The 24,281-nt window shown below is 76.0% G+C and carries 20 protein-coding genes; 11 read left to right on the forward strand and 9 right to left on the reverse strand.

Going from position 1 to position 24,281, the window contains the following annotated elements; all coding sequences use genetic code 11:
* Nucleotides 1-110: 110 nt before the first annotated feature.
* The 11 genes from ACFT5B_RS02955 to ACFT5B_RS03005 all read left to right on the forward strand — a co-directional run bounded on the left by ACFT5B_RS02955 (nt 111) and on the right by ACFT5B_RS03005 (nt 16,567).
* A complete protein-coding gene (locus tag ACFT5B_RS02955; RefSeq protein ID WP_386796485.1) occupies nt 111-1,667 on the forward strand; it encodes a hypothetical protein in 1,557 nt (518 codons plus the stop codon).
* Nucleotides 1,668-1,741: 74 nt separating this feature from the next.
* Nucleotides 1,742-3,751: a hypothetical protein gene (locus ACFT5B_RS02960; RefSeq protein ID WP_386796486.1), complete on the forward strand. Its 2,010-nt coding sequence runs from the start codon at nt 1,742-1,744 to the stop codon at nt 3,749-3,751.
* A gap of 110 nt (nt 3,752-3,861) precedes the next feature.
* Nucleotides 3,862-4,467, forward strand: coding sequence for a sigma-70 family RNA polymerase sigma factor (locus tag ACFT5B_RS02965; RefSeq protein ID WP_386796487.1), 606 nt, complete (start codon nt 3,862-3,864; stop codon nt 4,465-4,467).
* Nucleotides 4,464-6,296 carry a hypothetical protein gene (locus tag ACFT5B_RS02970; protein ID WP_386796488.1) on the forward strand — a complete coding sequence of 611 codons (1,833 nt, stop codon included), beginning with the start codon at nt 4,464-4,466 and terminating at the stop codon, nt 6,294-6,296. Before ACFT5B_RS02965 ends, ACFT5B_RS02970 begins: the two co-directional genes overlap by 4 nt.
* 156 nt (nt 6,297-6,452) lie before the next feature.
* Nucleotides 6,453-7,946 carry a hypothetical protein gene (locus tag ACFT5B_RS02975; protein WP_386796489.1) on the forward strand — a complete coding sequence of 498 codons (1,494 nt, stop codon included), beginning with the start codon at nt 6,453-6,455 and terminating at the stop codon, nt 7,944-7,946.
* A gap of 2 nt (nt 7,947-7,948) precedes the next feature.
* Nucleotides 7,949-9,544, forward strand: coding sequence for a hypothetical protein (locus tag ACFT5B_RS02980; RefSeq protein WP_386796490.1), 1,596 nt, complete (start codon nt 7,949-7,951; stop codon nt 9,542-9,544).
* Between the two features lie 52 nt (nt 9,545-9,596).
* A complete protein-coding gene (locus tag ACFT5B_RS02985) occupies nt 9,597-10,235 on the forward strand; it encodes a HipA domain-containing protein (RefSeq protein WP_386796491.1) in 639 nt (212 codons plus the stop codon).
* Between the two features lie 47 nt (nt 10,236-10,282).
* Nucleotides 10,283-11,641 carry a M18 family aminopeptidase gene (locus ACFT5B_RS02990; protein WP_386796492.1) on the forward strand — a complete coding sequence of 453 codons (1,359 nt, stop codon included), beginning with the start codon at nt 10,283-10,285 and terminating at the stop codon, nt 11,639-11,641.
* Nucleotides 11,642-11,703: 62 nt separating this feature from the next.
* Nucleotides 11,704-12,408 carry a VOC family protein gene (locus ACFT5B_RS02995; RefSeq protein ID WP_386796493.1) on the forward strand — a complete coding sequence of 235 codons (705 nt, stop codon included), beginning with the start codon at nt 11,704-11,706 and terminating at the stop codon, nt 12,406-12,408.
* Nucleotides 12,409-12,503: 95 nt separating this feature from the next.
* A complete protein-coding gene (locus ACFT5B_RS03000) occupies nt 12,504-13,718 on the forward strand; it encodes an amidohydrolase (protein WP_386796494.1) in 1,215 nt (404 codons plus the stop codon).
* A gap of 146 nt (nt 13,719-13,864) precedes the next feature.
* Nucleotides 13,865-16,567 (forward strand): DEAD/DEAH box helicase, encoded by a 2,703-nt coding sequence (locus ACFT5B_RS03005; RefSeq protein WP_386796495.1) that lies wholly within the window; start codon nt 13,865-13,867, stop codon nt 16,565-16,567.
* Between the two features lie 158 nt (nt 16,568-16,725).
* Here the strand turns inward: ACFT5B_RS03005 and ACFT5B_RS03010 are convergent, their stop codons facing one another.
* From ACFT5B_RS03010 to ACFT5B_RS03050, 9 genes are all read right to left on the reverse strand, one after another.
* A complete protein-coding gene (locus ACFT5B_RS03010) occupies nt 16,726-17,928 on the reverse strand; it encodes a hypothetical protein (protein WP_386796496.1) in 1,203 nt (400 codons plus the stop codon).
* Between the two features lie 142 nt (nt 17,929-18,070).
* Nucleotides 18,071-18,577 (reverse strand): Rv3654c family TadE-like protein, encoded by a 507-nt coding sequence (locus ACFT5B_RS03015; RefSeq protein ID WP_386796497.1) that lies wholly within the window; start codon nt 18,575-18,577, stop codon nt 18,071-18,073.
* Nucleotides 18,574-18,897 (reverse strand): TadE family type IV pilus minor pilin, encoded by a 324-nt coding sequence (locus ACFT5B_RS03020; RefSeq protein WP_386796498.1) that lies wholly within the window; start codon nt 18,895-18,897, stop codon nt 18,574-18,576. The genes ACFT5B_RS03015 and ACFT5B_RS03020 overlap by 4 nt, the downstream gene beginning before the upstream one ends.
* 79 nt (nt 18,898-18,976) lie before the next feature.
* The gene (locus ACFT5B_RS03025) at nt 18,977-19,300 is read right to left on the reverse strand and encodes a DUF4244 domain-containing protein (RefSeq protein WP_386796499.1); all 324 of its coding nucleotides are present in this window, start codon (nt 19,298-19,300) and stop codon (nt 18,977-18,979) included.
* Nucleotides 19,301-19,405: 105 nt separating this feature from the next.
* Nucleotides 19,406-20,740 (reverse strand): MFS transporter, encoded by a 1,335-nt coding sequence (locus tag ACFT5B_RS03030; RefSeq protein ID WP_386796500.1) that lies wholly within the window; start codon nt 20,738-20,740, stop codon nt 19,406-19,408.
* 121 nt (nt 20,741-20,861) lie between these two features.
* Nucleotides 20,862-21,461, reverse strand: coding sequence for a type II secretion system F family protein (locus ACFT5B_RS03035; RefSeq protein WP_386796501.1), 600 nt, complete (start codon nt 21,459-21,461; stop codon nt 20,862-20,864).
* Nucleotides 21,458-22,135, reverse strand: coding sequence for a type II secretion system F family protein (locus tag ACFT5B_RS03040; protein ID WP_386796502.1), 678 nt, complete (start codon nt 22,133-22,135; stop codon nt 21,458-21,460). Before ACFT5B_RS03040 ends, ACFT5B_RS03035 begins: the two co-directional genes overlap by 4 nt.
* Nucleotides 22,132-23,289, reverse strand: a complete 1,158-nt coding sequence (locus ACFT5B_RS03045; protein WP_386796503.1) for a TadA family conjugal transfer-associated ATPase — start codon at nt 23,287-23,289, stop codon at nt 22,132-22,134. The genes ACFT5B_RS03040 and ACFT5B_RS03045 overlap by 4 nt, the downstream gene beginning before the upstream one ends.
* Nucleotides 23,286-24,164, reverse strand: a complete 879-nt coding sequence (locus tag ACFT5B_RS03050; protein ID WP_386796504.1) for a pilus assembly protein FlpE — start codon at nt 24,162-24,164, stop codon at nt 23,286-23,288. Before ACFT5B_RS03050 ends, ACFT5B_RS03045 begins: the two co-directional genes overlap by 4 nt.
* Between the last annotated feature and the right edge of the window lie 117 nt (nt 24,165-24,281).

The raw sequence follows: 24,281 nt of genomic DNA on the forward strand, positions 1-24,281 counted from the left end.
AGGAGGGGTAACAGAGGCAGCCCGGGAATCCGCCCCGGCGCGGCACGGTTCGCGCCCCGGAGGCCCCTACACTTCCGGGAGTCGCGCGGCCGGACGTCGAGGGGGAGCACGTGGCGCAGTGGGAGGACGACCTGCGGGCCGTCGTCGAGCACCGGGGCGCCGCGCTGCTGTGGCACGCGCACCGGCTCGTCGATCCCGTCACCGTGGCCGTCACGCTCGAGGAGGCTCCGGAGGACGCCCCCGACGCCGCGCTGGAGCTCGCGGTCGACGCCCTCGTGACGACCTTCCGGCACGCCGCGCGACGGGGCCGCGACGCGGGCGGCCACGGGTCGGTCCGGCTCGTCACCGACGACGACCTCGACGCGCTCGAGCAGTCCGTCCGCGCCGCCCAGGACCGCCTCGCGCCCCCACGTCCGGCGACCTTCGTCCGTCGCGTCGAGCCGCTCACCCCGCCCGACGACGGCCCCTCCGACGATCTCACGGCTCGCCTCCCCGAGGTGGTCGCCCGGGTCCGGGAAGCCCGCCGCGGCGCGCGACGACGAACCTGGGTCGTGGGCGCGGCCGCCGTCGTCGTGGTCGCGGTCGCCGCCTCCGCGGTCGCCGGCTGGCCGTGGAAGAGCGCCGCCGCGGACCCGGAACCCACCGTCCCCGCCTACGCCGGTGCGTGCGGGACGACCCTCCCGACGGGCCCCTCGCTGCTGCCGGTGTCGCTCACGGACGACGAGTCCGAGGACCGTGCGATCCTCGCCGGCTCCCCCTGGTTCGCCCAGTACACCGGCGACGCGTCGGCACTGAGCACCGACGAGCTCGCGACCCTCGACTCCATGACTCCCGAGCTCGTGCTCGTGAAGGACGGGAACGTCGTCGCGCTCGGCGTCGACACGGGTCAGGTCCAGTACATGGCCCCCGACGGGTCCATGTCGACGGAGCGGTCCTGGCCGGGAGTCGCCGAGGCGGGAGTCGCGAGCGACGCCGGCGACGTGACCCGGTACGCCGACTACGTGGCGGATGACCCGGGCACTGCCATGTTCTCCGTCCGGTTCGAGTCGTGCACCGGCGGCACGGTGCCGGCCGGGGAGTACCGGGCCTATCTCTTCGGGACGACCGACGACCGGTCGGCGCACGTGCTCTCCGACGCGGCCCCCGTGACCGTCCTGCCTGCGACCCCTGCCGGGTACCAGCCGCGCTGGCTCGAGGGCTCGGCGCTCGCGTGCGGCGAGACGGTCGACGAGTTCCTGATCCGCGTCGGTCCGCACCCGTTCATCGACCTGGACACCGTCGGGGTCGTCATCCACGACGACGGGCTCACCTACCCCTTGAAGAACTCCGTCGAGACGGCCCGGACCGACGTCCTCCCGAAGCGGGCCGCGCTCGCCTGGGTGCAGCACGACCGGATCGTCGGCGTCGGTCCCGACGAACGCGGAACCGCGCCGCGCACCGTGGAGCCCGGGAAGACGGTCACCCTCTCCGCCCGTCCGTGGGACACGACCGACTACTGCGCGACCGGCGCCGTAGCCTCGAAGCCCCTCAAGCCTGGGACCTATCGGGTGCTCGCCTACGCCCGTGTCCCCGCCCACGACCCCGCCGACCCGGACACGTGGATCCTGCAGGGCTCGGGGCCGGACGCCGTCGTCGTGCACGACGACGGCTCGGTGACCATGAAGTAGACCGACAGGCTCGTGACCGAACTGCCGGGTTGACTGAACGATTTATCCATTGCGACATCGACACAGGGGGGCGCATGGCGCAGTGGGAGGACGACCTGCGGGCCGTCGTCGAGCACCGGGGGGCGGCTCTGGTGGCGCGGGCGGAAACGCTTGTGCTGCACGACGAGGGCGCGGACCGCGCGGTCGGTCTCACGGTCGACGCGCTCGTCGCGGCCTTCCGGCGCGGCGGCCGGCGGACGACCGGCGAGCACGGCAGCATCCGTCTGGTCGACGACGACGAGCTCGACGCGCTGGCGGCGCAGGTCGGGCGCGAGCAGGACCGGCTCGCCCGGGCCTCCCGCGCCGGCGAGGCTCGCCGCGACCCGGCGCGTCCACCGGCTCCGTCGCCCGACGACGGCCCCTCCGACCAGCTCACGGCTCACCTCCCCGACGTGGTCGCCCGGGTCCGGGCGGCCCGGCGACGCGGGCGGCGACAAGGACTCGTCGCGTCCGCCGCGGTCGTCGTCGTGGCCGCCCTCGCGACGACGGCCTTCACCGCGTGGCCGTGGGGCCGGTCGTCTCCCGAACCCACGCCGTCGGACACCCCGTACGCCGGAGCGTGCGGCTCGACCCTCCCCACCGGACGATCGCTCGCGCCCGTCACGTACGACAGGTCTGCCAGCATCACCGGGAGCACGGTCGCTGCCGACGGATGGTGGGCGCCTGCCTACCTCGGTGGCCTGACGGAGCCCACCTCCGACGAGCTCGACCTGCTCGACCTGCTCGACAGCCTCACTCCCGAGGTCGTGCTCGCGCGCGGCGGCATGATCGTCGCGCTCGGCGTCGATGTGCGCGAGGTCGCCGGGGACGGCTGGACCAGCGAGGCGCGGCCGACGTTGGCCGACCTGACGCCGGACTCGCCGCTCTACGTCCCTGTCCGGTTCACGGCCTGCGACGGTGGCGCCGTCGAGCCCGGCACCTACCAGGCCTACCTCTTCGCGACCACGGACGACCGGCGGACACATGTCCTCTCGGACCCGACGGCCCTCACCGTCCTCTCGACCACGCCGGACGGTTACCAACCGAGCTGGCTCACGGGGTCAGCGCTCGCGTGCGGCGAGAGCGCGGACGACTTCGTCGTCCGCGCATGGGCCCACCCGGTGGACCAGCTCGACCAGACCGGGAGCAGCCTGGACGACGACGGCGAGGTCATCACCCTCCGGAACAACGGCACGGAACCACGGAAGGTGATGGTGCCGAGAGGCGCCGTGGCGTGGGTGAAGGACGGTCGGATCGTCGGGGTCGGGCCGGACGAGCGCGCCGCCACCCAGACGACCGTCGGCCGTGGCAAGCGGGTCGAGGTCCCCGTACGCCCCTGGGACACGACGGACTACTGCGCCCCGACGGCCGACGGCGAGCCCGGACCGCTCCCCGCGGGCACCTACCAGACGATCGTCTACGCCCGGATCCCCGCCGGCGACCCCTCCCAGCCCGACCGCTGGATCCTCGAGGACGACCGCCGCTACGACGTCCTCGTCCACGACGACGGCAGCGCCGGCTACGACGACGCCGCCGGCACCGCGGCGCTCGCGCTGGCGACGAAGGGCTACCAGCCGTCGTGGGTCCGCGGCGGCCCTCTCACCTGCGGGATGACCGACGAGGAGTTCCAGCTCGCCGGCACCGAGAACGCGGCGGCCGGGATCGACGGCACCTTCGGCGTGGACGAGGAGGGGTGGACCGGCTCGCTGCTCACCGGGCCGGGCGGAAGGATGACCACCGTCACGACCCCCCGCGGGGCCGGTCTCGCGTGGTTCACGGACTTCCGGGGCAGCAGTTCGAACCGGCTCGTCTCGCTCGGCTCGGACCCGGGGCCCGGCCGGCGGACGACCCTCGACGGGGACGCCGAGCAGAGGGCGATGCTCGACTCCACCGACTCGTGCGCACCGGGCGCTCGCGGGAGGTTCACAAAGCACCTCCCGGCCGGGAACTACCTGGTCGCGCACTACACGTGGGTCCGGAAGTCCGGGGGCGAGCGCCAGTGGCTGGTCGACGGGGGGATGCAGGGCGTCTCCGTCGGCGAGGACGGCTCGGTCGCGAGCCGCTGAGAAAGACCGACCCCAACGATCCGGTACGGTCACGCGTCACCTGTCATGACGACGTCGGAGCGCGCGCACACGCGCCGCACGAGCCGCCACGCAGGCATCGAAGGGGACGCATGAGAAGTTGGGAGTCGGAGCTCGCCGGCCTGGTCGAGCACCGGGGGGCCGCGCTGGTGCGGTACGCGACGATGCTGTGCGGCAACCCGCGGGACGCGGAGGACCTCGTCCAGGACGCCGTCGTCAAGGTGTTCTCGCGGCTGCGCGGACCTGCGGGCCGGACCTCGACGCACGGCGAGCCCGGGTCGGTCACCCTCGTCACCGACGCCGCGCTGACGAACCTCGAGGGGTACGTCCGCCGCGCGATCCTCACCGGCTACCTCGACACCTACCGCCGACGACGTCGCTGGGCCGGGATCCGGCACCTGTCCGCCCGGCCGGACCACGTCGTCGGGCCCGAGGACGGCGTGGGCGACCGCGCCGACGTGACCGCCGCCCTGGCCGCGCTGACGCCGACGCAGCGCGCGTGCGTCGTCCTGCGCTACTACTCCGACCTCACGGTGCCGCAGATCGCCGCGGACCTCGGCTGCGCCGAGGGCACCGTCAAGCGCCACCTCCACGACGCCAACGCGACGCTCCGCGGACGGCTCGGCGTGCTCGACGACGACCCACCACCACCGCACCGCCCTGCCGTCTCCAAGCAGCCCGAAGGGAGCGCCCGATGACCCCGCACGACCTCGACCCCGGCCGGGTCGACCTCTCCGCACGGCTCCGACGCCTCGGCGCGACGGACGACGTCGCCGACGGCCCGCTCGCGGGCGTCACCGCGCTGACGGAGCGCGTCCGTCGCAGGCGCCGGAACCGGGCCTTCGGTTCCGGGGCGGCCGTCGCGTCGGTGGTGGCCGCGGCTCTCGTGCTCGTCCCGGGGTCGCCCGCGTCGCTGCTGGACCGGTCGACGCCGCAGCCCGCCGCGACCACCGACGTGGGCATAGGCGGGCTGTGTGGGCTCGCGCTGACCCCGGAGTACTCCGCAGTCGGATCGGCACCTCTCGGCATCACCGTGTCCGGGCAGCGCTCGACGGTGACCGCCGACGAGACCTGGTCGGCCGACATCACCCACGGGCTCCTTGCCGGCAACGACCCGAGCGCGTTCCCGGAGACGCTGACCTGGGACGACACGGAGCTTGCGCTCGTCGCCACGCAGGGCGCCGACGCGGGCCACGTCGTCGGGATCGGGAGCGTGCCGCTCCAGCGAGGAGGCAGCTTCGACACCTCCGACGGGACCGCGGGCACGCGAGCGCACAACGCGACCAAGCTCGTCGGCTGCGACGGCGAGCTCCTGCCGGCCGGCCAGTACCGCGCGATCGTCGTCGACATGGTCGACCCGGCGCGAGCGGCGGCGAAGGGTCTGGCCGGGATGAAGGGCGTCGAGCGGACGTCCGCGGCGCTCCCCCTGACGGTCCGCCAGCCGAACTCGACCCCTGCGGGCACCACGCGCCCCGCCTGGCTCGACGGTACCTCGCTCTCCTGCGGGATGACCGACGACGAGCTATTCCGGGCGATGCCCGACCCGGTCGACTTCGCCGTCGACATGACGGCCTGGTCCGGGAGCCGACCTGCCGCGGACCCCGCGCCCCAGGGTCTGCGCCTGCACGACGTCGGCCCCGACACGGCCCCCCTCACGGTCGGGAAGCACCCCGTGCTCGCCTGGCTGGACGCCACGACCCACAAGGTCGTGAACTTCGGCGCGGACGAGCTCGCGACGACGCGCACGCTGTCGGTCGCGAGCGGCGAGACGCTCGACTACATGACGACGGGGTACGACACCACGGACTACTGCGCGCCGTCGCCGGACGGCACGTACTCCAGCCGGATCCCGCCCGGCCGGTACGACGTGGTCGTCTACACCCGGGTCCCGGAGGGCACGCTCGACGGCAGCGTCGCCTTCCTCTACCGCCCCGGCTTCTCGGTCCGCGTCCGCAACGACGGCACGGTGACGACGCACCTCGGGTCCGAGGGCGACGCTGCTCCCGCGGTCGCGCTGGCGAAGAACGGGCACCAGCCCACCTGGCTCAAAGGCAGCGGGCTCACGTGCGGCATGATCGAGTCCTCCTACGACGCCCAGTCCTGGCCCGGCGTTCCCGCGACGTTCTCGACCTTCTTCGCGCCGGCTCAGGGTCGGACGGGCGGTGAGCTGACGGCGACCACCGCCGGGGGCACGGTCCGTCTGCGGCTGCCGCAGCACGTCGGCGTCGCGTGGTTCAGCACGACCTCCGACGGTCAGCCGTACAAGCTCGTCTCGTTCGGTGCCGACCCCGGGACCAGCCGGACGACGACCGTCGGCAAGGACGGCCTGCGGCTCTACGGGTCGGTCGACGCTCCGGACAGCTGCGCACCCGACGCGCACGGCCGCTACACGCAGCGCCTTCCGGCCGGTGACTACTGGCTCGCGCTGTACGTCCCCTTCGCCTCGAGCGGCGGTCACGTCGTCCTGACGAACAGCGGCGAGATGGGGGTCACCGTCGATTCCGACGGGCGCGTCACCGAGCGGTGAGCCGCGCCCATCACCCGCTGCTGCCGTGCCGAGCGCCTGCGCCCTCACTACGCTCGGAGGAGACGGACCGTCCGGTGAACCGCCGGGCGGTCCGCATCGTCGGACGACGGGGACGCTGTGCCGCGTCCCGCAGGTCCGGACGGTCGTGGAGGCGCGATGGCGCAGTGGCAGGACGAGCTGCGACGGCTCGCGGAGGAGCGCTCCGGCGCGCTGCTCGACGCCGCCCACGGCGACGTGCCCGCGCTGGAGGACGCGCTCGTCGAGGTCTTCACGACGGCGAACCCGCGTCCCCGCAGCGGCTCCCGCGAGCGTCCGCCGCGCCGGGGCCGGCGTGGGTCGGAGACGCAGGTCGAGCTCGACGTCGACGACCTCGACGAGCCGTTCGCCCTGGTCGAGGCGGCCCTGGCGCGGGCGGCCGACCGCCGCCCACCGGCTCCCCTGCGGCCGACGCCTGCGCCGTCGTCCGACGCGCCGTTGTCGGACGCGCCGTCGTCGGACGGAGCACCACCGCCCCCCGCGCCACCGCCGAACCCCCGGACCGCGGCCCCGGACGTGGCGGCGGTGGAGGCGCGGGTGCGGCGCGCGCGGAACCGCCGGGCGGTCGGCGGCTGGGTCGCGACCGGGGTCGCGGCGGCCGCGGCGGTGGGTCTCGTGGTCGCGGTGGCGGCCGGCACGTCGGGTGCGCCCACGGAACCGCCGGACGGCGTGCGGACCGCGGAGCCGGTCGCGGCCGCGCCGTGCGGGACGGCGCCGGGCGACGGCGCGGACCCCGACGCGACGGCGGGCACGCTCGCCGTGAGCCTCACGAGCCAGACGACCGTCCTCACGCCGGACGCGGACTGGGTGGGCGTCGTGACCGCGGGTGTCCTCGAACGCGAGAAGGCGCGCGTCGATCTGGGCCCGCTCACGCCCTGGCCGCTGCTCGTCCGTGACGGGAAGGTCGTCGCGACGGCGACCGCTGTCGGGAGCCCGCTCGCCGAGGGGCCGTCGTTCGCGGCGACCTCGTTCGCCGCGTGCCCGGGCGCGGCGGTCGAGCCCGGAACGTACGCCGTCGTCGTGGACCAGCCGGTGCGCGTGGGCGACGCCGAGTACCGCGTCCTCAGCAACGCGGTGCCCGTGCGGGTCGTCACGGCCCGGCCCGCGGGGTACCGGCCCGCGTGGCTCGACGGGAGCCCGCTCGCGTGCGGCTCGACGCTGGACGAGATCGGCGCCAGGGCCGACGGCGCGACCCCCGCGCAGCTCCTGCTCGACGGCACCTCCGTCGACGCCACGGGCTTGACGTGGGAGTTCCGCAACCCCGGCGCGAACACCGTGACCTACTGGGGGAACCGGGAGCTGGGGCTGATCTGGGTGCTGGACGGCGTCGTGCGGTCCGTCGGGCACGACCTGTCGGCGAGCGACGGGCGGACGAAGGTCCCGGGCCAGACGACCCTGCGGCTGTCGGGACGCTGGGACACGACCGACTACTGCGCGCCCGGCGGCGACGGTCACAGCTACCCGCACCGCCTGCCCGCAGGCCGGTACCAGGTGTACGCGTACGCGCGGGTCACGCCGCCGAGCTCCAGCGCCGGCGGAGCCGCATGGTTCGTCCAGACGACGGACCCGACGTTCGTCCGGGTGGGCGCCGACGGCGCGGTGCTGGGGAGGTGACCGTGCCCGACGACGCGGCTTGGCGCGACGACCTGCGCTCCCTCCTCGACCAGCGGTGGGAGCGGCTGGCCGCGCTCGCGGGGAGGCGCACGCCCGATCCCCGCGACGCGGACCCGGAGGCCTACGGCGCTCTCGTCGCGGCGCTCGTCCGCGTGTTCACCGCGCACCACCCCGCGTCGGAGGCCCCCGGCGCGGTCCGGGGCTCGCAGGCGGTCGTGGTGGTCGACGACGACGCCGTCCTCGACGACCTCGAGCGTGCCGTCGGCGACGCCTTGGCGCGGGCGGGGAGGGTCCCGGACACGGACTCGCTCCCCGCGCCCCGACCGGCGGCGGACCCGCTCGACGAGCTTCGACCGGCCGGGCCCACCAGCGACGCCACGGACCGGTGGGACGCGCCGCCGCCCGTGCTCGCGGCCGTCGAGACACGGGTCGCCTCCGCGCGGCGCACCCGGACGGGCCGGCGCCGGGTCGTCGGCGCCGTGTCGGCCGGGATCGGTGCGTTCCTCGTCGCCGGGGTCCTGTGGAGCGCCGGGTACGGGCCGGGGCACGGGTCCCCCGCCCCGACGGCGACCGTCGCCGAGGACGAGTCGGGCTTCGCGCTGCCGATGTACCCGCGCTGGACCCCGGTCGGGTGCAGGACCGAGCTGGCCGTCCGCAGCTCCGGCACCGGGGCGCTCGCGCTGCACGTGCGCGGCGGGACGTCACGCATCGGCCCCGCCGACACCTGGACGGGCCGGGTGTCGGTCGACACGAACGACATGATCCGGTCCCACGCAGTCCTCGCGGGACCGGTGCAGGTCGTCCTCGTCGACGTCCACGGCACGCCGGTCGCGGCCGTCGGCGTGGGCGACGTCCCCCGGATCGACCTGAGCACGCGGCCCGCCGTGCAGGCGGCGGTCCGGCTCACCGCGTGCAACGGGAGCCGGCCGCTCGACCCCGGCACGTACGACCTGGTCGCCGTCCAGCACTACCAGGACCGGTCCGACGGACCGTACGGGCCGATCCTGACCGCGACCAGCGCGCCCGTCCGGCTCGCGGTGGCTCGTGCGGCCTCGCCGAGCGTCGACGCCGGCGCCGAGCAGCCGCCGTGGCTGATCGGCACGCCGCTCGTGTGCGGCATGACGACGGACGCCCTCGTCGGGCTGCCCGGCTACTTCCCGCAGTACCTCGACGTGCTCGCGCCGCCCCGCGACGGACCTCCGGGCCTCGTCGTCCGCAACGCGGCGGGCGGGCCGGCGCCGATCACGACGGGGCGCCAGGTCGCGCTCGCGTGGGTCCGCCACGGGCGCGTCGTGAGCGTCGGCCCGGACGTGCTCGCCGACCCGGCGACGCGGGTCGTGCCGGTGGGTGGCCAGGCTCTCCTCCCCGCCGCGCTCGACACGACCGACCGGTGCCGGCCGAGCGGCGACGGGTCCTACCCCCGCCGGCTGGCCGCGGGCACCTACCTCGCGTACCCGTACGCGCAGGTCGTCGCCGACCGGAGCACGCTCGCGCGCGCGGCGTCGGACGGCGCCCCGACCCCCACGCTCGGGTGGCTCGTCGGCGAGCCGCGGCGCGTCGTCGTCGGGGCGGACGGTTCGGCCCACCCGGCACAGTGAGCGCACCTGCCACTCGTCCCACCCGTGAGCGCCCGGATGAAGTCACTGAACAGTGGTTTTTAGCGAGGGCGTCGCCGCTGTCGTCGTCACGCGGTACGACCGGGCACTGGGCGAGCCCTGGCTGGCCCGGATCCACCAGGAGGACGCCAGCCAGGCTCTCGGGGTGCCCCCGGCGCGCAAGTACCAGAACGAGGGCGGTCCGAGCGCGACCGATATCGCCCGGCTCCTGCGAGCCGCTCTGCCCGCCGCAGACGTCGAGACCGGGATCTGGCGACTCTTCGACGCCATGGCACTGAACTGGCTGATCGGTGGCACGGACGCCCACGCCAAGAACTACTCGCTGCTCCTCGCGGGCAACCAGGTGGCTCTGGCGCCCCTGTACGACGTGGCATCGACGCTGCCCTACGACTGGGCTGCGGAGCGCAAACTCCGCCTCGCGATGAAGTTCGGCGCCGACTACCAGCTTGTCGGCCGGACGCCCTCGATCTGGGACAAGCTCGCGAAGGAATTCGCCCTCCCTGCCGAGCGGCTGCGCGCCCGGGCAGCCGACCTCATGGACGCTCTGCCTCTCGCGTTCGACCTCGCCGTACTCGACGACGACGTCGCAGCCCTCGGCAGCCCCCTCCCCCGACGCCTCGCGGACGCCGTCGCCCAGCGCATCGAGAAGGACTGCAGGCTCGCGCTCGGCTAGGCGGTCGTCGACTCCCGCATGCCGAACCGGGATGCGAGACTCGACGCGTGCCCGACAGCCCCGCCCCCGCCACCCTGAGCCCCGACACCACCGCCCACCTCGACGACCTCGCCGCGTTCGTCGGTGCCGCGCCGTCGTCGTACCACGCCGCCGAGGAGGTGGCCTGCCGCGCCGAGGCCGCCGGGTTCACGCGGCTCGCGGAGACGGACGCGTGGCCGGACCCGGCCGCGGGCGGACGCTACGTCGTCGTGCGGGACGGGGCCGCGATCGCCTGGACCGTGCCCGCGGGTGCGACGTCCACCACACCCGTCACCGTGATCGGCACGCACACCGACTCCCCCGGCTTCAAGCTCAAGCCCCGCCCCACCACCGGGGCGCACGGCTGGCTGCAGGCCGGCGTCGAGGTGTACGGCGGGCCGCTGCTCAACTCGTGGCTCGACCGGGAGCTCGAGCTCGCAGGCCGCGTCGCCGTGCGCGGCGAAGACGGGTCGGTGGCCGAGCACCTCGTCCGGACCGGCCCGATGCTGCGGATCCCGCAGCTCGCGATCCACCTGGACCGCGCCGTCAACGACGGCCTCGCGCTCGACAAGCAGCGCCACACCCAGCCCGTGTGGGGCCTCGCGACGTCCGGTGTCCCCGGTGCCGACCCGGAGGCCGACGTCGTCGCGACGCTCGCCGAGGCCGCGGGCGTGGCGCCGGACGCGGTCGACGGGTTCGACGTCGTCGTCGCGGACACGCAGCCGCCGCGCCGGTTCGGGGCGCGCGGCGCCCTCTTCGCGTCCGGGCGCCTCGACAACCTGCTCTCCACGCACGCCGCGCTCGCCGCGCTGCTCTCCTCCGCCGACGACGCCGGGCAAGACGCGCCCGCGCGCATCCGGATGGTCGCGGCGTTCGACCACGAGGAGCTCGGGTCGGAGTCGCGGTCCGGCGCGGCGGGGCCGTTCCTCGCGGACGTCCTCGACCGCGTCTACGCAGGGCTCGGCGCGACCGCCGAGGACCGGCACCGCGCGATCGCCGCCTCGTGGTGCGTCTCGAGCGACGTCGGGCACGCGGTGCACCCCAACTACCCGGAGCGCCACGACCCCGCCAACCACCCGGTCGCGGGCGGCGGGCCGATCCTCAAGCTCAACGCCAACCAGCGGTACGCGTCGGACGCGACGGGCTCGGCGCTGTGGCAGGCCGCGTGCCGGACCGCCGGCGTGCCGAGCCAGGCCTTCGTGTCGAACAACGCGGTGCCCTGCGGGTCGACGATCGGCCCGATCACCGCGACCCGGCTCGGGATCCGCACCGTCGACGTGGGCGCGGCGATCCTGTCGATGCACTCGGCGCGCGAGCTGTGCGCCGCGGTCGACCCCTGGTACCTGAGCCGCGCGATGCGCGCGGCGCTCGACGTCACGACGGTCTGAGACCTCACTGCCGCCCCGAATGCCCTCGCGGGCGCGCGCCCGGCGCGCGTAGCGTCGACGAGATGGAGCTCCGTCTCGTCGCCGTCCAGCTCGACGCGCTCGACCCGGCCGTGCCCGCCGCGTTCTGGGCGGGGCTGCTCGGGCGCGCGGCCGTCGTCGAGCCCGGGAGCGTCCTGCTGCCCGGCGACGCGACGCAGGTCGGGCTCCGGTTCGTTCGGAGCGCCGCGCCGAAGGTCGCACAGAACCCCGTCCACCTCCACCTGACGAGCACGACCCTCGCGGACCAGCAGGCGACGGTCGACCGGGCGCTCGCGCTGGGCGGGAGGCACGTCGACGTGGGCCAGCGGCCCGAGGAGACGCACGTCGTCCTCGGAGATCCCGGCGGCAACGAGCTGTGCGTCATCGAGCCGGGGAACACCTACCTCGCGGGCACGGGCTTCCTCGGCGAGGTCACCTGCCGCGGGACGCGCGCCGTCGGGCTGTTCTGGAGCGCGGCGCTCGGGTGGCCGCTCGTGTGGGACCGCGACGAGGAGACGGCCGTCCAGTCCCCCGACGGCGGCACCAAGGTCTCGTGGGGCGGCGAGCCCGTCGACCCCGACGCCCCGCCGCAGCGGCAGCGTCTCGAGCTCGCCACGACGGACGACCTCGCGGGCGTCGTCGACCGGCTCGTCGCGCTCGGCGCGACCCGCGTCGGCGGTGACGCCGGGCCCGGCACCGCGACCCTCGCCGACCCCGACGGCCAGGTGTTCCGGCTTCACCGCGGGTGACCGGCCGGACCGGCGCAGCGGAGGGTCCCGCGCCCCCGCACCGAGGGGTCGCGCGCCTGCGGGCGGTCCTACGACGGCCGGTCTAGGGTCGCGTCATGACCCTGGACCTCGAGGCGATCTACACCGACCTCCACCGCCACCCCGAGCTCTCGTACGCCGAGCACCGCACCGCCGGCCTCGTGGCCGACCACCTCACCGCGCTCGGGCTCGACGTGCGCACCGGGGTCGGGAGGACGGGCGTCGTCGGGATCCTCGCGAACGGCGAAGGACCCACCGTCCTGCTCCGCGCCGACATGGACGCCCTGCCCGTCCAGGAGGAGACCGGCCTCCCCTACGCGAGCACGGCCCGCGGCACCGACCCCGACGGAAACGACGTCCCCGTGATGCACGCGTGCGGACACGACGTGCACGTGACCTGCCTCCTGGGCGCGGTCGACGCGCTCGTAGCAGACCGCGGGTCGTGGTCGGGAACCGTCGTCGCGGTGTTCCAGCCTGCCGAGGAGCTCGGCACGGGCGCCCAGGCGATGGTCGACGACGGGCTCTACGAGCACGCGCCCCGGCCCGACGTCGTCCTCGGGCAGCACGTCTCCCCGCTCCCGGCCGGGGTCCTCGGGCTGCGCTCGGGGCCGGCGTTCGCGGGCGCGGACGCCGTCCGCGTGCAGATCGTCGGCCGCGGCGGGCACGGGTCCCGGCCCGAGACGACCGTCGACCCCGTCGTCCTCGCGGCGTCGATCATCATGCGGCTGCAGACCGTCGTCGCACGCGAGATCGCCGCGACGGACACCGCCGTGCTGACCGTCGGGACGGTCCACGCGGGCACCAAGGAGAACATCATCCCGGACGAGGCAACCCTCGGGCTCAGCGTCCGGAGCTACACGCCGGAGGTCCGCGAACGGCTCCTCGGCGCGATTCGGCGGATCACCGCTGGGGAGGCTGCCGCGGCAGGCGCACCCGCCGCCCCCGAGGTCACGATCGGCTACTCGTTCCCGGCGCTCGTCAACGAGCCGTCCGCGACCGATCGCACCCGCGCCGCGTTCCACGCCGCGTTCGGCGCCCCGACCGTGACCGACCCCGGCCTCGTCACGGGCAGCGAGGACGTCCCGGCACTCGCCACCGCCGCCGGCGTCCCGCTCGTGTACTGGTTGCTCGGCAGCCAGGACCCACAGCGCTTCGCCGCGGCCCTCGCCGCCGGGACGCTCGACAGCGACATCCCCTCCAACCACTCCCCGCACTTCGCGCCGCAGCTCCACCCGACCCTCGAGCACGGGGTCGAGGCGCTCGTCGTCGCCGCGAAGGAGTGGCTGGGCTGACGGCGGCCGCGTAGCGACACCCAGCGCCACCGCCCCGGGTTCGAGCCCGGCGTGTCTCCCCTGACACGCTGAACCGGAGGTCCGGCCGCCCGTGAGCGCGAGCTGTGGCGCTGGGTGTCGCGACGGGCTCGCGTAGGGTCGGACGCATGCCCGACGGCGCCCCCAGCCCCCTGCTCGACGTGCTCCTCGGCGGGGGTCGCCGCGCCGAGTCGGTGCGGCACGTCGAGGTGCTGCCGGCGCGCGAGGGCGTGCGCGCCGACTGGCCGTCGTGGGCGGACCCCCAGCTCGTCGCGGGCTACCGGGAGCTGGGCGTCGAGCGGCCGTGGGCGCACCAGGCGACCGCCGCCGAGGCCCTGCACGAGCGGCGGCACGTGGCGCTCGCGACGTCGACCGGGTCGGGGAAGTCGCTCGCGTTCTGGCTGCCCGCGCTGACCGCGGTACGCGAGGACGCCCGCGACCGGGCGGCCGCATCGGTGCTGGAGGCCGGGCGGATCGAGACCGCCGCCCGCCGCGGGTCGGTGCTCTACCTCTGCCCGACCAAGGCGCTCGCCGCCGACCAGCTGTCCGCGCTCGAGCGGGTCCTCGACGCGTCCCGCCGTGCCGGAGGCGGGACGAAGGTCGACCTGCGCGTCGCCACGTGCGACGGCGACACCGGCTTCGAGGAGCGGCAGTGGGTGCGCGACCACGCCGACGTCGTGCTCACCAACCCCGACTTCCTGCACTTCGCGCTCCTCCCCGACCACAAGCGGTGGGCGCGCCTGCTCCGGAGCCTGCGGTACGTCGTCGTCGACGAGGGGCACGCGTACCGCGGCGTGTTCGGGGCGCACGTGGCGCTCGTCCTGCGGCGCCTGCGGCGGCTCGCCGCGTACTACGCCCGGGTGCCCGGCGCCGCGGGGACGGGCGGGCCGACGTTCGCCGTCGCGTCCGCGACGACGGCCGACCCGGCCGCGACCGCCGCCCGGCTCATCGGCGTCGCCCCCGAGGACGTGCTGACGGTCGACGACGACGCCAGCCCCGTCGGGCGCAAGACGTTCGTCCTGTGGGAGCCGCCCGAGCTGCCGGGCGGGAGCCCGCTCGATGCCGCGGCCGCCCTGAGGCACGCGGGCGAGACGTCGTCGGACGGCGGCACCGTGACGGCCGCGACGGACGGCGGGCGGGCGGCCACCGACGCCGCGCTCGTCGAGTCGCTCGTGGTCGACCCGACCGCGCACGACGACCTCGGGCTCGTCGACGAGCCGGACGCGCCCGCCGTCGTCGGGGACGCCCCCGACCGGCCGCGGCGCTCCGCGACCGCCGAGGCGTCGCACCTGCTCGCCGACCTCGTGGCCTCCGGGGCGCGGACCCTCGCGTTCACACGGTCACGCCGCGGCGCGGAGTCGGTCGCGTCGGCGACGCAGGACCACCTGCGCCACGCCCTCGGGGGTGAGGGCGGGGCCGACGGCGACCTGCTGGCCCGCTCCGTCGCCGCCTACCGCGGCGGGTTCTTGCCCGAGGAGCGGCGCGAGCTCGAAGAGGCGCTCCGCACCGGGCTCGTGCGTGGACTCGCGACGACGAACGCGCTCGAGCTCGGCGTCGACGTGTCGGGTCTAGACGCGGTGCTCGTCGCCGGATGGCCGGGGACCCGGATGTCCCTGTGGCAGCAGGCCGGACGCGCCGGGCGCGCCGGCGCCGAGGGGCTCGTCGCGTTCCTCGCACGCGAGGACCCTCTCGACACCTACCTCGTGCACCACCCGGAGGCGATCTTCGACGCGCCCCTCGAGTCGACCGTCTTCGACCCGACCAACCCCTACGTGCTCGCGCCTCACCTCTGCGCCGCGGCGGCCGAGCTGCCGCTGCGGGCCGACGAGCTCGACCGGTTCGGCGACCCCGCCCACCTGCGGGAGCTGCTCGACGTGCTGGTCGCGCGGGGTGCGCTGCGTCGTCGGACGTCCGGGTGGTACTGGACGCACGCGCGGTCCGCCGCCGCGATGGCCGACCTGCGGGGATCCGGGGGCGCACCGGTGCGCGTCGTCGAGGAGGAGACCGGGCGGCTGCTCGGCACCGTCGACGCCGGGTCCGCGGACGGGACCCTCCACCCCGGCGCCGTGTACGTGCACCAGGGCCGGACGTTCGTCGTCACCGCGCTCGAGGCGGGGCCGTCGGGCGAGCTGGAGGTCGCGATCGCCGAGCCCGCGACCGTCGACTACGGGACGTGGTCCCGCACGACGACGTCCATCCGCCTCGCGAGCGAGCAGCCGCTGCTCTCCCGCACCTGGCCCGCGCGCCGCCCCCGCGCCGACGGTGACGCTGCGTCCGCCGACGGTGACGTCCACTGGGGCTACGGGCCGGTCGAGGTGACGAGCCAGGTCGTGAGCTTTCAGCGCCGGCACCTCCCCGACCTCCGGATCCTGTCGACCGAGGACCTCGAGCTTCCCGAGCGCACCCTCCCGACGATGGCGGTGTGGTGGTCGGTGCCCACCAGGCTGCTCGAGGACGCGGGCCTCACCGAGGAGGGCGTGCCGGGCGCCCTCCACGCGGCGGAGCATGCGTCGATCGGGCTCCTCCCGCTCCTCGCGACGTGCGACCGGTGGGACCTCGGCGGGGTCTCGACAGCGCTCCACGTCGACACCGAGCGGGCGACCGTGTTCGTGTACGACGGGCTCGCCGGCGGCGCCGGCTTCGCCGAGCGTGGCTACCACCTGGGCGCGACGTGGCTCCGCGCGACCCGCGATGCGATCCGCGCGTGCCCGTGCGCCGACGGCTGCCCGGCGTGCGTGCAGTCGCCGAAGTGCGGGAACTACAACAACCCCCTCGACAAGCACGGCGCGCTCCGCCTCCTCGACGCCGTCCTCGCCAAGGCCCCGCACTGACCCGCCGTCTGGATGATCCTCCCGGTCGCGCTGCCGCTCGCAACAGAGATCCCGCAGGTCGGCGTTGTCTCCTGCCCGCGACATCACCGCCGAGCTGGCGGAATCCGATGCAGATTCGCCGGATCCACACCGGAATCCGCCAGGTCGGTGGGCAGAGCTCACGTCACGCGGTCCGGGCACACGACGCGTGGCCGGACGACGGCGCGCGCCGCCGCCGGCGCCCGGCTGGGGTCCTGACACCCGTGCGCCTCGAACGCCTCCGCGACCCGACGGAGCGTCATCCCCCACTTCTCCTCGAGGTCTTCCTTGAACACCACGACATGACGCCAACCCACGCGCTCCAAAGAGTCTCGGCGTTCGACATCGCTGCGGAGCTTCCTCCGGGACAGATGTGGGGCACCGTCGTAGTCGACCGCCACCCTCACCTGGGGCCAGCACAGGTCCGGTCGGGCGACCCACGCCCCTACGGACGTCACCAGATCGGCACCGACGACCGGCAGTGGGAACCCGGCTCTCGTCAGCCCGAGACGCAGCCGAGTCTCGGGGGGCGAGTCGACGAACTGGCTGGCGTCCCCGAACGCTCGGCGCAGTCGGCGAACACCGCGCGCCCCGGCCGATGCGGCGAGCGCACGTCCCAGGTCCGCCGGTCCGACGCCGTAGCGCGGCACCTGACGGAGTCCGTCGTCGGCAAGGAGTGCGTCGGTGAGGACCACGAGCTCCTCATGCAGCGGGTCGACGCCCCGGCGTTCGGCCCCACGCTCGTCGAGGTGACCCGGGCCCAGGAGTCCTCCGAGGTCGAACCAGGTGCGCACGGGCGACGTCACGGCCACCCCGTGGCGGGTCCGCCGCTCACGCTCCGGCAAACCCTCGTGGGGCACCACGCGCTCGGTTCGCACCGGGCGGCCTGCTCCGACACCGGTGACGTGCAGCTTGCGATCACGCTCCACCCTCCGCGACACCGGCAGCCCCCACAGCCGGGCGGCGGTCAGGTGGGAGAACGCTGCGCCGTCGGGCAGGAGGAGCGCGACGGCCCGGCACACGGCGACAAGGTCGTCCCGGAGCGCCGGATCCATCCGGACGCCGGGCACGGGGGCGTGGAGCTCTCGGGAGCGCATGCGCATCTCGCCGACGCCGATGGCGAGCGCGTCACGGACGAGGAACGGTAGGGGCGGCAAGGGCGGGACAGCCGGCATCCGACGACCATGGACCGCGCCGGTGCGCTGCGACGGATCACCCACGGACCTGTGGACGACGCGGAGGCCTGTGGTCGGCTTCCCCAGAGCAGAGCGGCCACGCGTCGGACGCTGCGCGCTCAGCCTCGCGACCTGGCGGATTTCGATGCAGATTCGCCGGATCCACACCGGAATCCGCCAGGTCGGTGGGCAGAGCTCACGTCACGCGGTCCGGGCACAAGGCGTCGCCCGACGACGGCGCGCGGCACCAGTTCGCGGCTCGTGCAGCAGGACCCGGAGACTCGACGGCGGCGGTGCGGAAGCCCGGGACTCACCGGGCCCGGGCGGAGGCGGGGCCGGCGCGGGCGGTGGCCGTCGCCCGTGCACCGGCACCCACGAGCCGCGCAACCCCGGGAGCGTCGCGGTGCATCTGGACACGGACCACCCCGCCGCCCTCGTCGACGCACGTGTCGAGAACGCCACCGTTGCGCTCCGCCACGGCCCGCCCGACGGCGCAGGCGTCCTCGCCGTGCCGGAGCGCGTCGGCGCCGGCGAGCGCGGCGAGGTCCGCCGCCCCCTGTGCGGCGGAGTGCGCGGCCTGCGCCTGTCCGAGGCCGGCGAGCACGGTGCCGAGGAGGACCACGACGGCCGCGAGCCCGAGGACGAGGACGGTCCCGGAGCCCCGCTCCTTCTCGACCCGCCGCCGGGCACCTCCCCGGCGCCGGGTGCGGAACTCTCGTGCGACACACCGGGCGCGTGCTGCACGAGCTCGGCATCCGGCGACGGGGGCGCCGACGGGGCCGGCGGCCGGGAACGACGCGGGACGCGGCGTGGTCATGGCTCGACCCTGGCGACGGCGTGGGCCGTGGCGCGCAGCGGCCCGGAGCCGAACGGCCCCAACCTGCCGACGACGGGCACCTCGACGTCCGCGACGACCCAGTCACCGGCGTGCGACACCCGGACCGAGGTGCCGGCCCCGCCGACGCGGACCGCCGCGGCCCGCTGGGCGGCGTCGTCCTCGTGGAGGGCGGCGCTGCGCGCAGCGGCTGACGCGGCGTCCACCGCGCGCAGCCGCGCGACGGACGCCGCGCCGACCGTGAGGACGAGCGCCAGCACGACGACCACGGCGGGCAGCGCGACGGCGAGCTCCGCGGTCACGCTGCCGCGGTCACGTGCCCGATCGTCGCCGACGCGATCGCGGGGGTGTCGGGGTGCCCGTCCCGTCATGGCGACCGCCTCAGCCGACCGACAGCGCGGACTTGATGATGCCGAGGAGCAGACCTCGCACCTCCGCCGACTTGAGGATCACGAGGAGGAGGCCGGCGAAGCCGACGGCAGCGAGGGTGGCGATGGCGTACTCGGCGGTCGCCATGCCGGCCTCGCGGCCGGCCGTCCGGAGCCCGCCCCCGCCGGTCCTGGTGAGGGCGCCGAGGCGCGTGCGGCCCCAGCGGAGCCGGCTCCGCGCGACGACCAGGAGCGTGGAGAGCGTGCCGTACGCGCGGCGCGCGGCCGCGGCGACGGGCCGCGGTCGGGGTGCGGGTGGGGTGTCGAGGGCGAGCATGAGGGTCCTTCCGTCGGGCGGCACGGGCGTGCCGCGGGACGGCCAGCCTGACCGTCCGCCCGCACCCCCTGCGTGCGAGCGGACGGTCGCTGTGCACGACGCCGGTCAGGCGGCGACTGTGGGTGGCTCCCCGACCGCGGCGGCCTCCCGCGGAGTCCGACGCAGGGCCGCGACGTTGAGCGCGGCGGCGACCAGCAGCACGACGCCGGTCGCGACGAACACGGCCCGCAGCCCGAGCTGGGCGGCGACGATCCCGCCGAGCACCGGCCCCGCGACCTGCCCGACGTACTGCGCCGACACCCCGTACCCGAGGAGCGCACCGACGGCGTCGGACGGTGCGAGGTGCCGGATCGCCGCGGTGACGGACGGCAGCAGCCCGCCGAGGCTCACGCCGAGCAGCACGCGGGCGACGGCCAGCTCGACGACGTCCGTCACGACGGCCTGCACGAACGCCAGCACCCCTGCCGCGACGAGGCACCCGACGACGACCCGGACGTGTCCGATGCGGTCGGCGAGGCGGCCGACGCGCGGCGCGGCGAGGATGCTGCCGATGCTCGTGAGCGCGACCAGGATCCCCGCGACGCCGGCCGTGTGGGTGCGCTGCCCCAGGTCCCCCACGTAGACGGTGACGATCGGTTCGATCGACATGGTCGCGAGGAGCAGCAGGCTGGAGGTGCCCAGCAGGACGAGCACCGCGCCGCGTCGGTCGACCTGCGACCACACGCCGCCCTTCCGTCGTCCGGGCGCCCGCGGAGCGCGGACCGTCGGCCGGTCCTCGCGCAGCAGGAACACGGTCGCGAGGAAGGCGACGAAGATCATGCCGCCCGCGACCAGGAACGTCGGCCGGACGCCGACCCAGGCCGGGACGAACCCGCCGACCAGCGGCCCGACGACGTTGCCCGCCAGCACCCCGGACGACACGATGCCGAGCGCCCACGCGCTGCGGTCGGGCGGCGTCTGCGCGGCGACGAGGATCGTGGCGCCCGACGCGTAGCCGCCGAGCACGCCCACGAGCAGCCGGACGGCGACGAGCTGGTCGACGGTCTGGACGAATCCGAGGAGCGAGATCGCCACCGCCATCCCGGCGCTGGCACGCACGAGCATCGATTTGCGCCCGAACCGGTCGCCGAGCCGCCCCCACAGGGGCGCCGTAAGCGCGGCCGTGAGGAAGCACGCGCCGTAGGCGATCCCGGACCACCGCACGACGGCGCCGTCGTCCTCGACGCCGAGCTCCCGGACGAACACGGGGAGGAACGGCACGAGGAGGGTCATGGCGACGATCGTCGTGAACGCGCCGACCGTCGCGACCACGAGGTTGCGGCGCCAGTACGGGTGCTCGGCCGCGTCCCGGGCTGTGTCAGCAGCTCGGGACGCTCGAGCCTCATCCGGTTCTGACAGGTCGGGCGTAGCGGGGGACGTCTCGGAGCTGGTCGCGGTCACCCTCCTGTTCTACACCCGCCGTCCGTCCAGCGATACATTCCGGCTCACCATTCGAGACGATCGGAGAAGAACCGCGGATTTCCAGCGCTCCGGCACCCGCCCCGGAAAGCGATCCGGACACTCAGCCCGCAGCGAGCAGGCCCACCCCGTACGACACGAGCACCGGCACCAGGCCGACGAGGACGAACGCGGGCAGGTAGCAGAGCCCCAGCGGCAGGACGAGCCGGACACCGAGCCGACCGGCGGCCGTCGCCGAGCGCTCGGCCCGGTCGCGGCGGAGCTGGTCCGTCGCCGCTCGCAGCGCGGGCTCGGGCGGCGCGCCGTGCTCCCAGGTCGGGCGGAGCGCGTCGCACAGCACCCGCGTCAGGGCGCCCCGCTCGCGACCGTCGCGCCCAGGAACGTCCGCCGCCCACGCGTCGTCCCAACCCGAGCCGAGCGCGAGGCGCGCGGCGGCGGACCGTGCCGCCGCGCCGTCGGACCCTCCGAACGCCGCCCCGACCGCGTCCAGCGCCCGGACGACGCTCGCCCCGGAACGGCACGCGGCAGCCACGAGGGCCAGCCCGACCTCGGGGTCGACGGGCCTGCGTCCGACGGACGCGACCCGCCCGTCCGCGGCGCGCGCGAGGGCCGCCGCACGCCCGGGGGCCACGTCGCCCCGGACCCACCACGGCGCGAGACCCACGACGGCGAGCACCGCCACGAGGATCCCGACGCCGATCACGCCTCCTCCCCCGCGGCCCGGGCCGCCCGGACGAGCGACGCCGTCCACCGGCGTCCGACGAGCACCAGGACCGCGGCCCCGAGCAGCGCGACGGTACCGATCCCGCCCGCCAGCAGCACCCCGACCGGGTCGGCGCCGAGCGCATACCCCAGCAGCACGCCGGCGCCCGGGAGCCACGCGAGGACGCGCGCGGTCGCGCGAGGCCCGGCGAGCGCGGTCTCGCGCGCGACCCGGGCGGCGTCCTCAGCCACCGTCGCCTCCACGACGTCGTCGAGCACGGCAGCGAGCGGCGCACCGACGTCCACGGCCAGCCGGACCCCGGCGACGACCGCCGGGACGACCCGCGCGGCCCCGAGGACGCGCGCGGCGTCGTCGGCGTCGGGGACGCCGTGGACGTCGCAGCGCACGCCCACCGCCTCCCACGCCCGCCCCGGTGGGAGCCCCGACCGCAGCAGCGCGGCGATCTGGGTCACCGCGACGACCCCCGCGCTCGCGCCCGTCCCGCCATTCCCGCGACGCCGACGGTCCGCCCCGCCACCCCGGCCGACCGGACCGCCCCACGCTCCGAGCGCAAGCCCCCGCGCCGCCCCGAGCACCGCTGCCCGACGCCCCGGCGGACCGAGCGCCGCGCGCACGGCGACCGCGACGAGCAGCCCCACGAGCGCGCCCGTCACGGCGCGACCACGTCCCACCGGGGACCGCGACGTGGAGCGGCACGCCCGCCGTCCCACGCCGCGGCGGGCGCGACGACGAGCTCGCCTCGTCCGTCCCGGCCCACGGCCCCCAGCTCGGCCACGTACCGGACCCGGGTGACGGGGTCGCGCCGCAGGTGCACGACGACGTCCAGCGCGCTCGCGGCCTGCGCGGCCACGGCGTCGCGGCTGAGGCCCGCGAGGGCGGCGAGGGCCTCGAGCCGGGCGGGCACGTCGGCGGCGGTGTTGGCGTGCACGGTGGCCATGCCGCCGTCGTGGCCCGTGTTGAGCGCGAGCAGCACGTCACGGACCTCCACGCCGCGGCACTCGCCGAGGACGATCCGGTCGGGCCGCATCCGGAGCGCGTTGCGGACGAGCTCGTCGAGCCCGACGCCGCCCGAGCCCTCGACGTTCGCGCGGCGCGTGCACAGGTGCAGCACGTGCGGGTGCCCGGGAGCGAGCTCGCGCGCTTCCTCGACGCACACCACCCGCTCGGACGACGGCACGAGCCCGAGCAGCGCGGCGAGCAGCGTCGTCTTGCCGGTGCCCGTCGCGCCGGACACGAGGAGGTTCGCCCGCCGTTCCACGAGCCCGGCGAGGACGGGCGTCCACGCGGGCGGCAGCGCCGAGCGGGCGACGAGCTCGTCGAGCGTGAACGACCGCGGCCGGTGCGTGCGCAGCGAGATCGCGGCGCCTGCCTCGCAGAGCGGCGCGACGACCGCGTGGAGCCGGGTCCCGTCGGGGAGGCGCGAGTCGACGGTGGGCTGCTGGTCGTCGAGCCGCGCGCCCGACGCCGCCGCCAGCCGCACCGCGAGCGCCCTCACCGCGCCGGGGCCGTCGAGCCGGTGCGCCCACCGTTCCAGGCCGGCGCCTCGGTCGAGCCAGACGGCGCCGTCGGGGTTGACGAGGACGTCGGTGACCTGGGGGTCGTCGAGCAGCGGCTGGACCGGGCCCGCCCCCACGAGCTCGGCCCGGACCAGCCGGGCGAGCCCGCTCAGGGCGTCCGAGCCGACCACCCACCCGCTGCGGCGGAGCGCGTCCTCGACCTGCCCGAGCGTGGGCGGCGCCGACCCCACCGCGGACCCGAGCGCCGCACGCACCTGGGTGACGAGCGCCCCGTCGACCTGCACGCTCACCGTTCGACCCCGACCGGCGGCCAGGCCACGCGCGCTCGCGGCGCGGCGGCGCCCCCGCCGACCGCCGCCGCTTCGCCGAACGCCCCGGCGTCGAGAGCCGCAGCGTCGAGCACGGCAGCCTCGAGCACGCGGACGGCGGCGCGGCGCAGCGGGGTGCCGTGCCCCACGGGCGGGCCATCGCCCCGTTCGACGGCGGCCCGCGCCCCGCGGACCCTCCCGACGTGCGCGGTGACGGGTACCCCGAGCGCGGAGGCGACGTCGTCGGGCGTGAGACGGCCGGGCGCGGGACCGCAGGTGACGACGAGCTCCGGGAGCCCCGCTCCGCTGGCCCGCCACGCGAGCGCGCCAGCGAGCCCGGGGACGGTGAGCGGCACGACGAGCGCCACGTGCGTCGCGGCGGCGGGGACCGCCCGGCGCCCGACGTCGACCACGACCGTCCGGTGCCGCGCGGCCAGGGCTCGCAGGACGTCGGCCACGACGGCGTCGTCGGGCGGCCCGGGGCGGCGCCGGTCGGCGCTGAGGACACCGACGCCCCGCTTGTGCGGGAGGGACGACGTGAGGAGCTCGGGGTCGACGTCGCCGCGCGCCGCCACGAGGTCCGGCCAGCGGGCGCCGGCCGCGGCCTCGAGCCCGAGCAGGACGTCGAGCCCGCCGCCGGCCGTGAGGTCGACTAGCACCGCCCCGCCGTGGGCGGCCACCGCGCACGCGACCGCGAGGCTCGAGGCCCCTGCACCGCCGACAGCCCCGGCCACCGCGAGGACCACCCCGCCGGGCTGCTCGTCCGGTCCTCGCGCCGCCGGCCGCGCGCGCGACCACGGCGTCCGGCGTGGCGACGGCCGGAGGGTCGGGGAGGCGGGTCCAGGGGCGAGCACCATGCGGGCCAGCGTGGCGCACCGGCGCCTGTGGCCGACCCGGGACATCGCAAGGATGTGCACAGGATCTGCCGGAGTTTGCCCTGTGGTCGGCCCCCGACCCACCGATAACCTCGGATC

Origin of the sequence: Luteimicrobium sp. NPDC057192 (genome assembly GCF_042670205.1) — a bacterium.
Lineage (GTDB): Bacteria > Actinomycetota > Actinomycetes > Actinomycetales > Cellulomonadaceae > Luteimicrobium.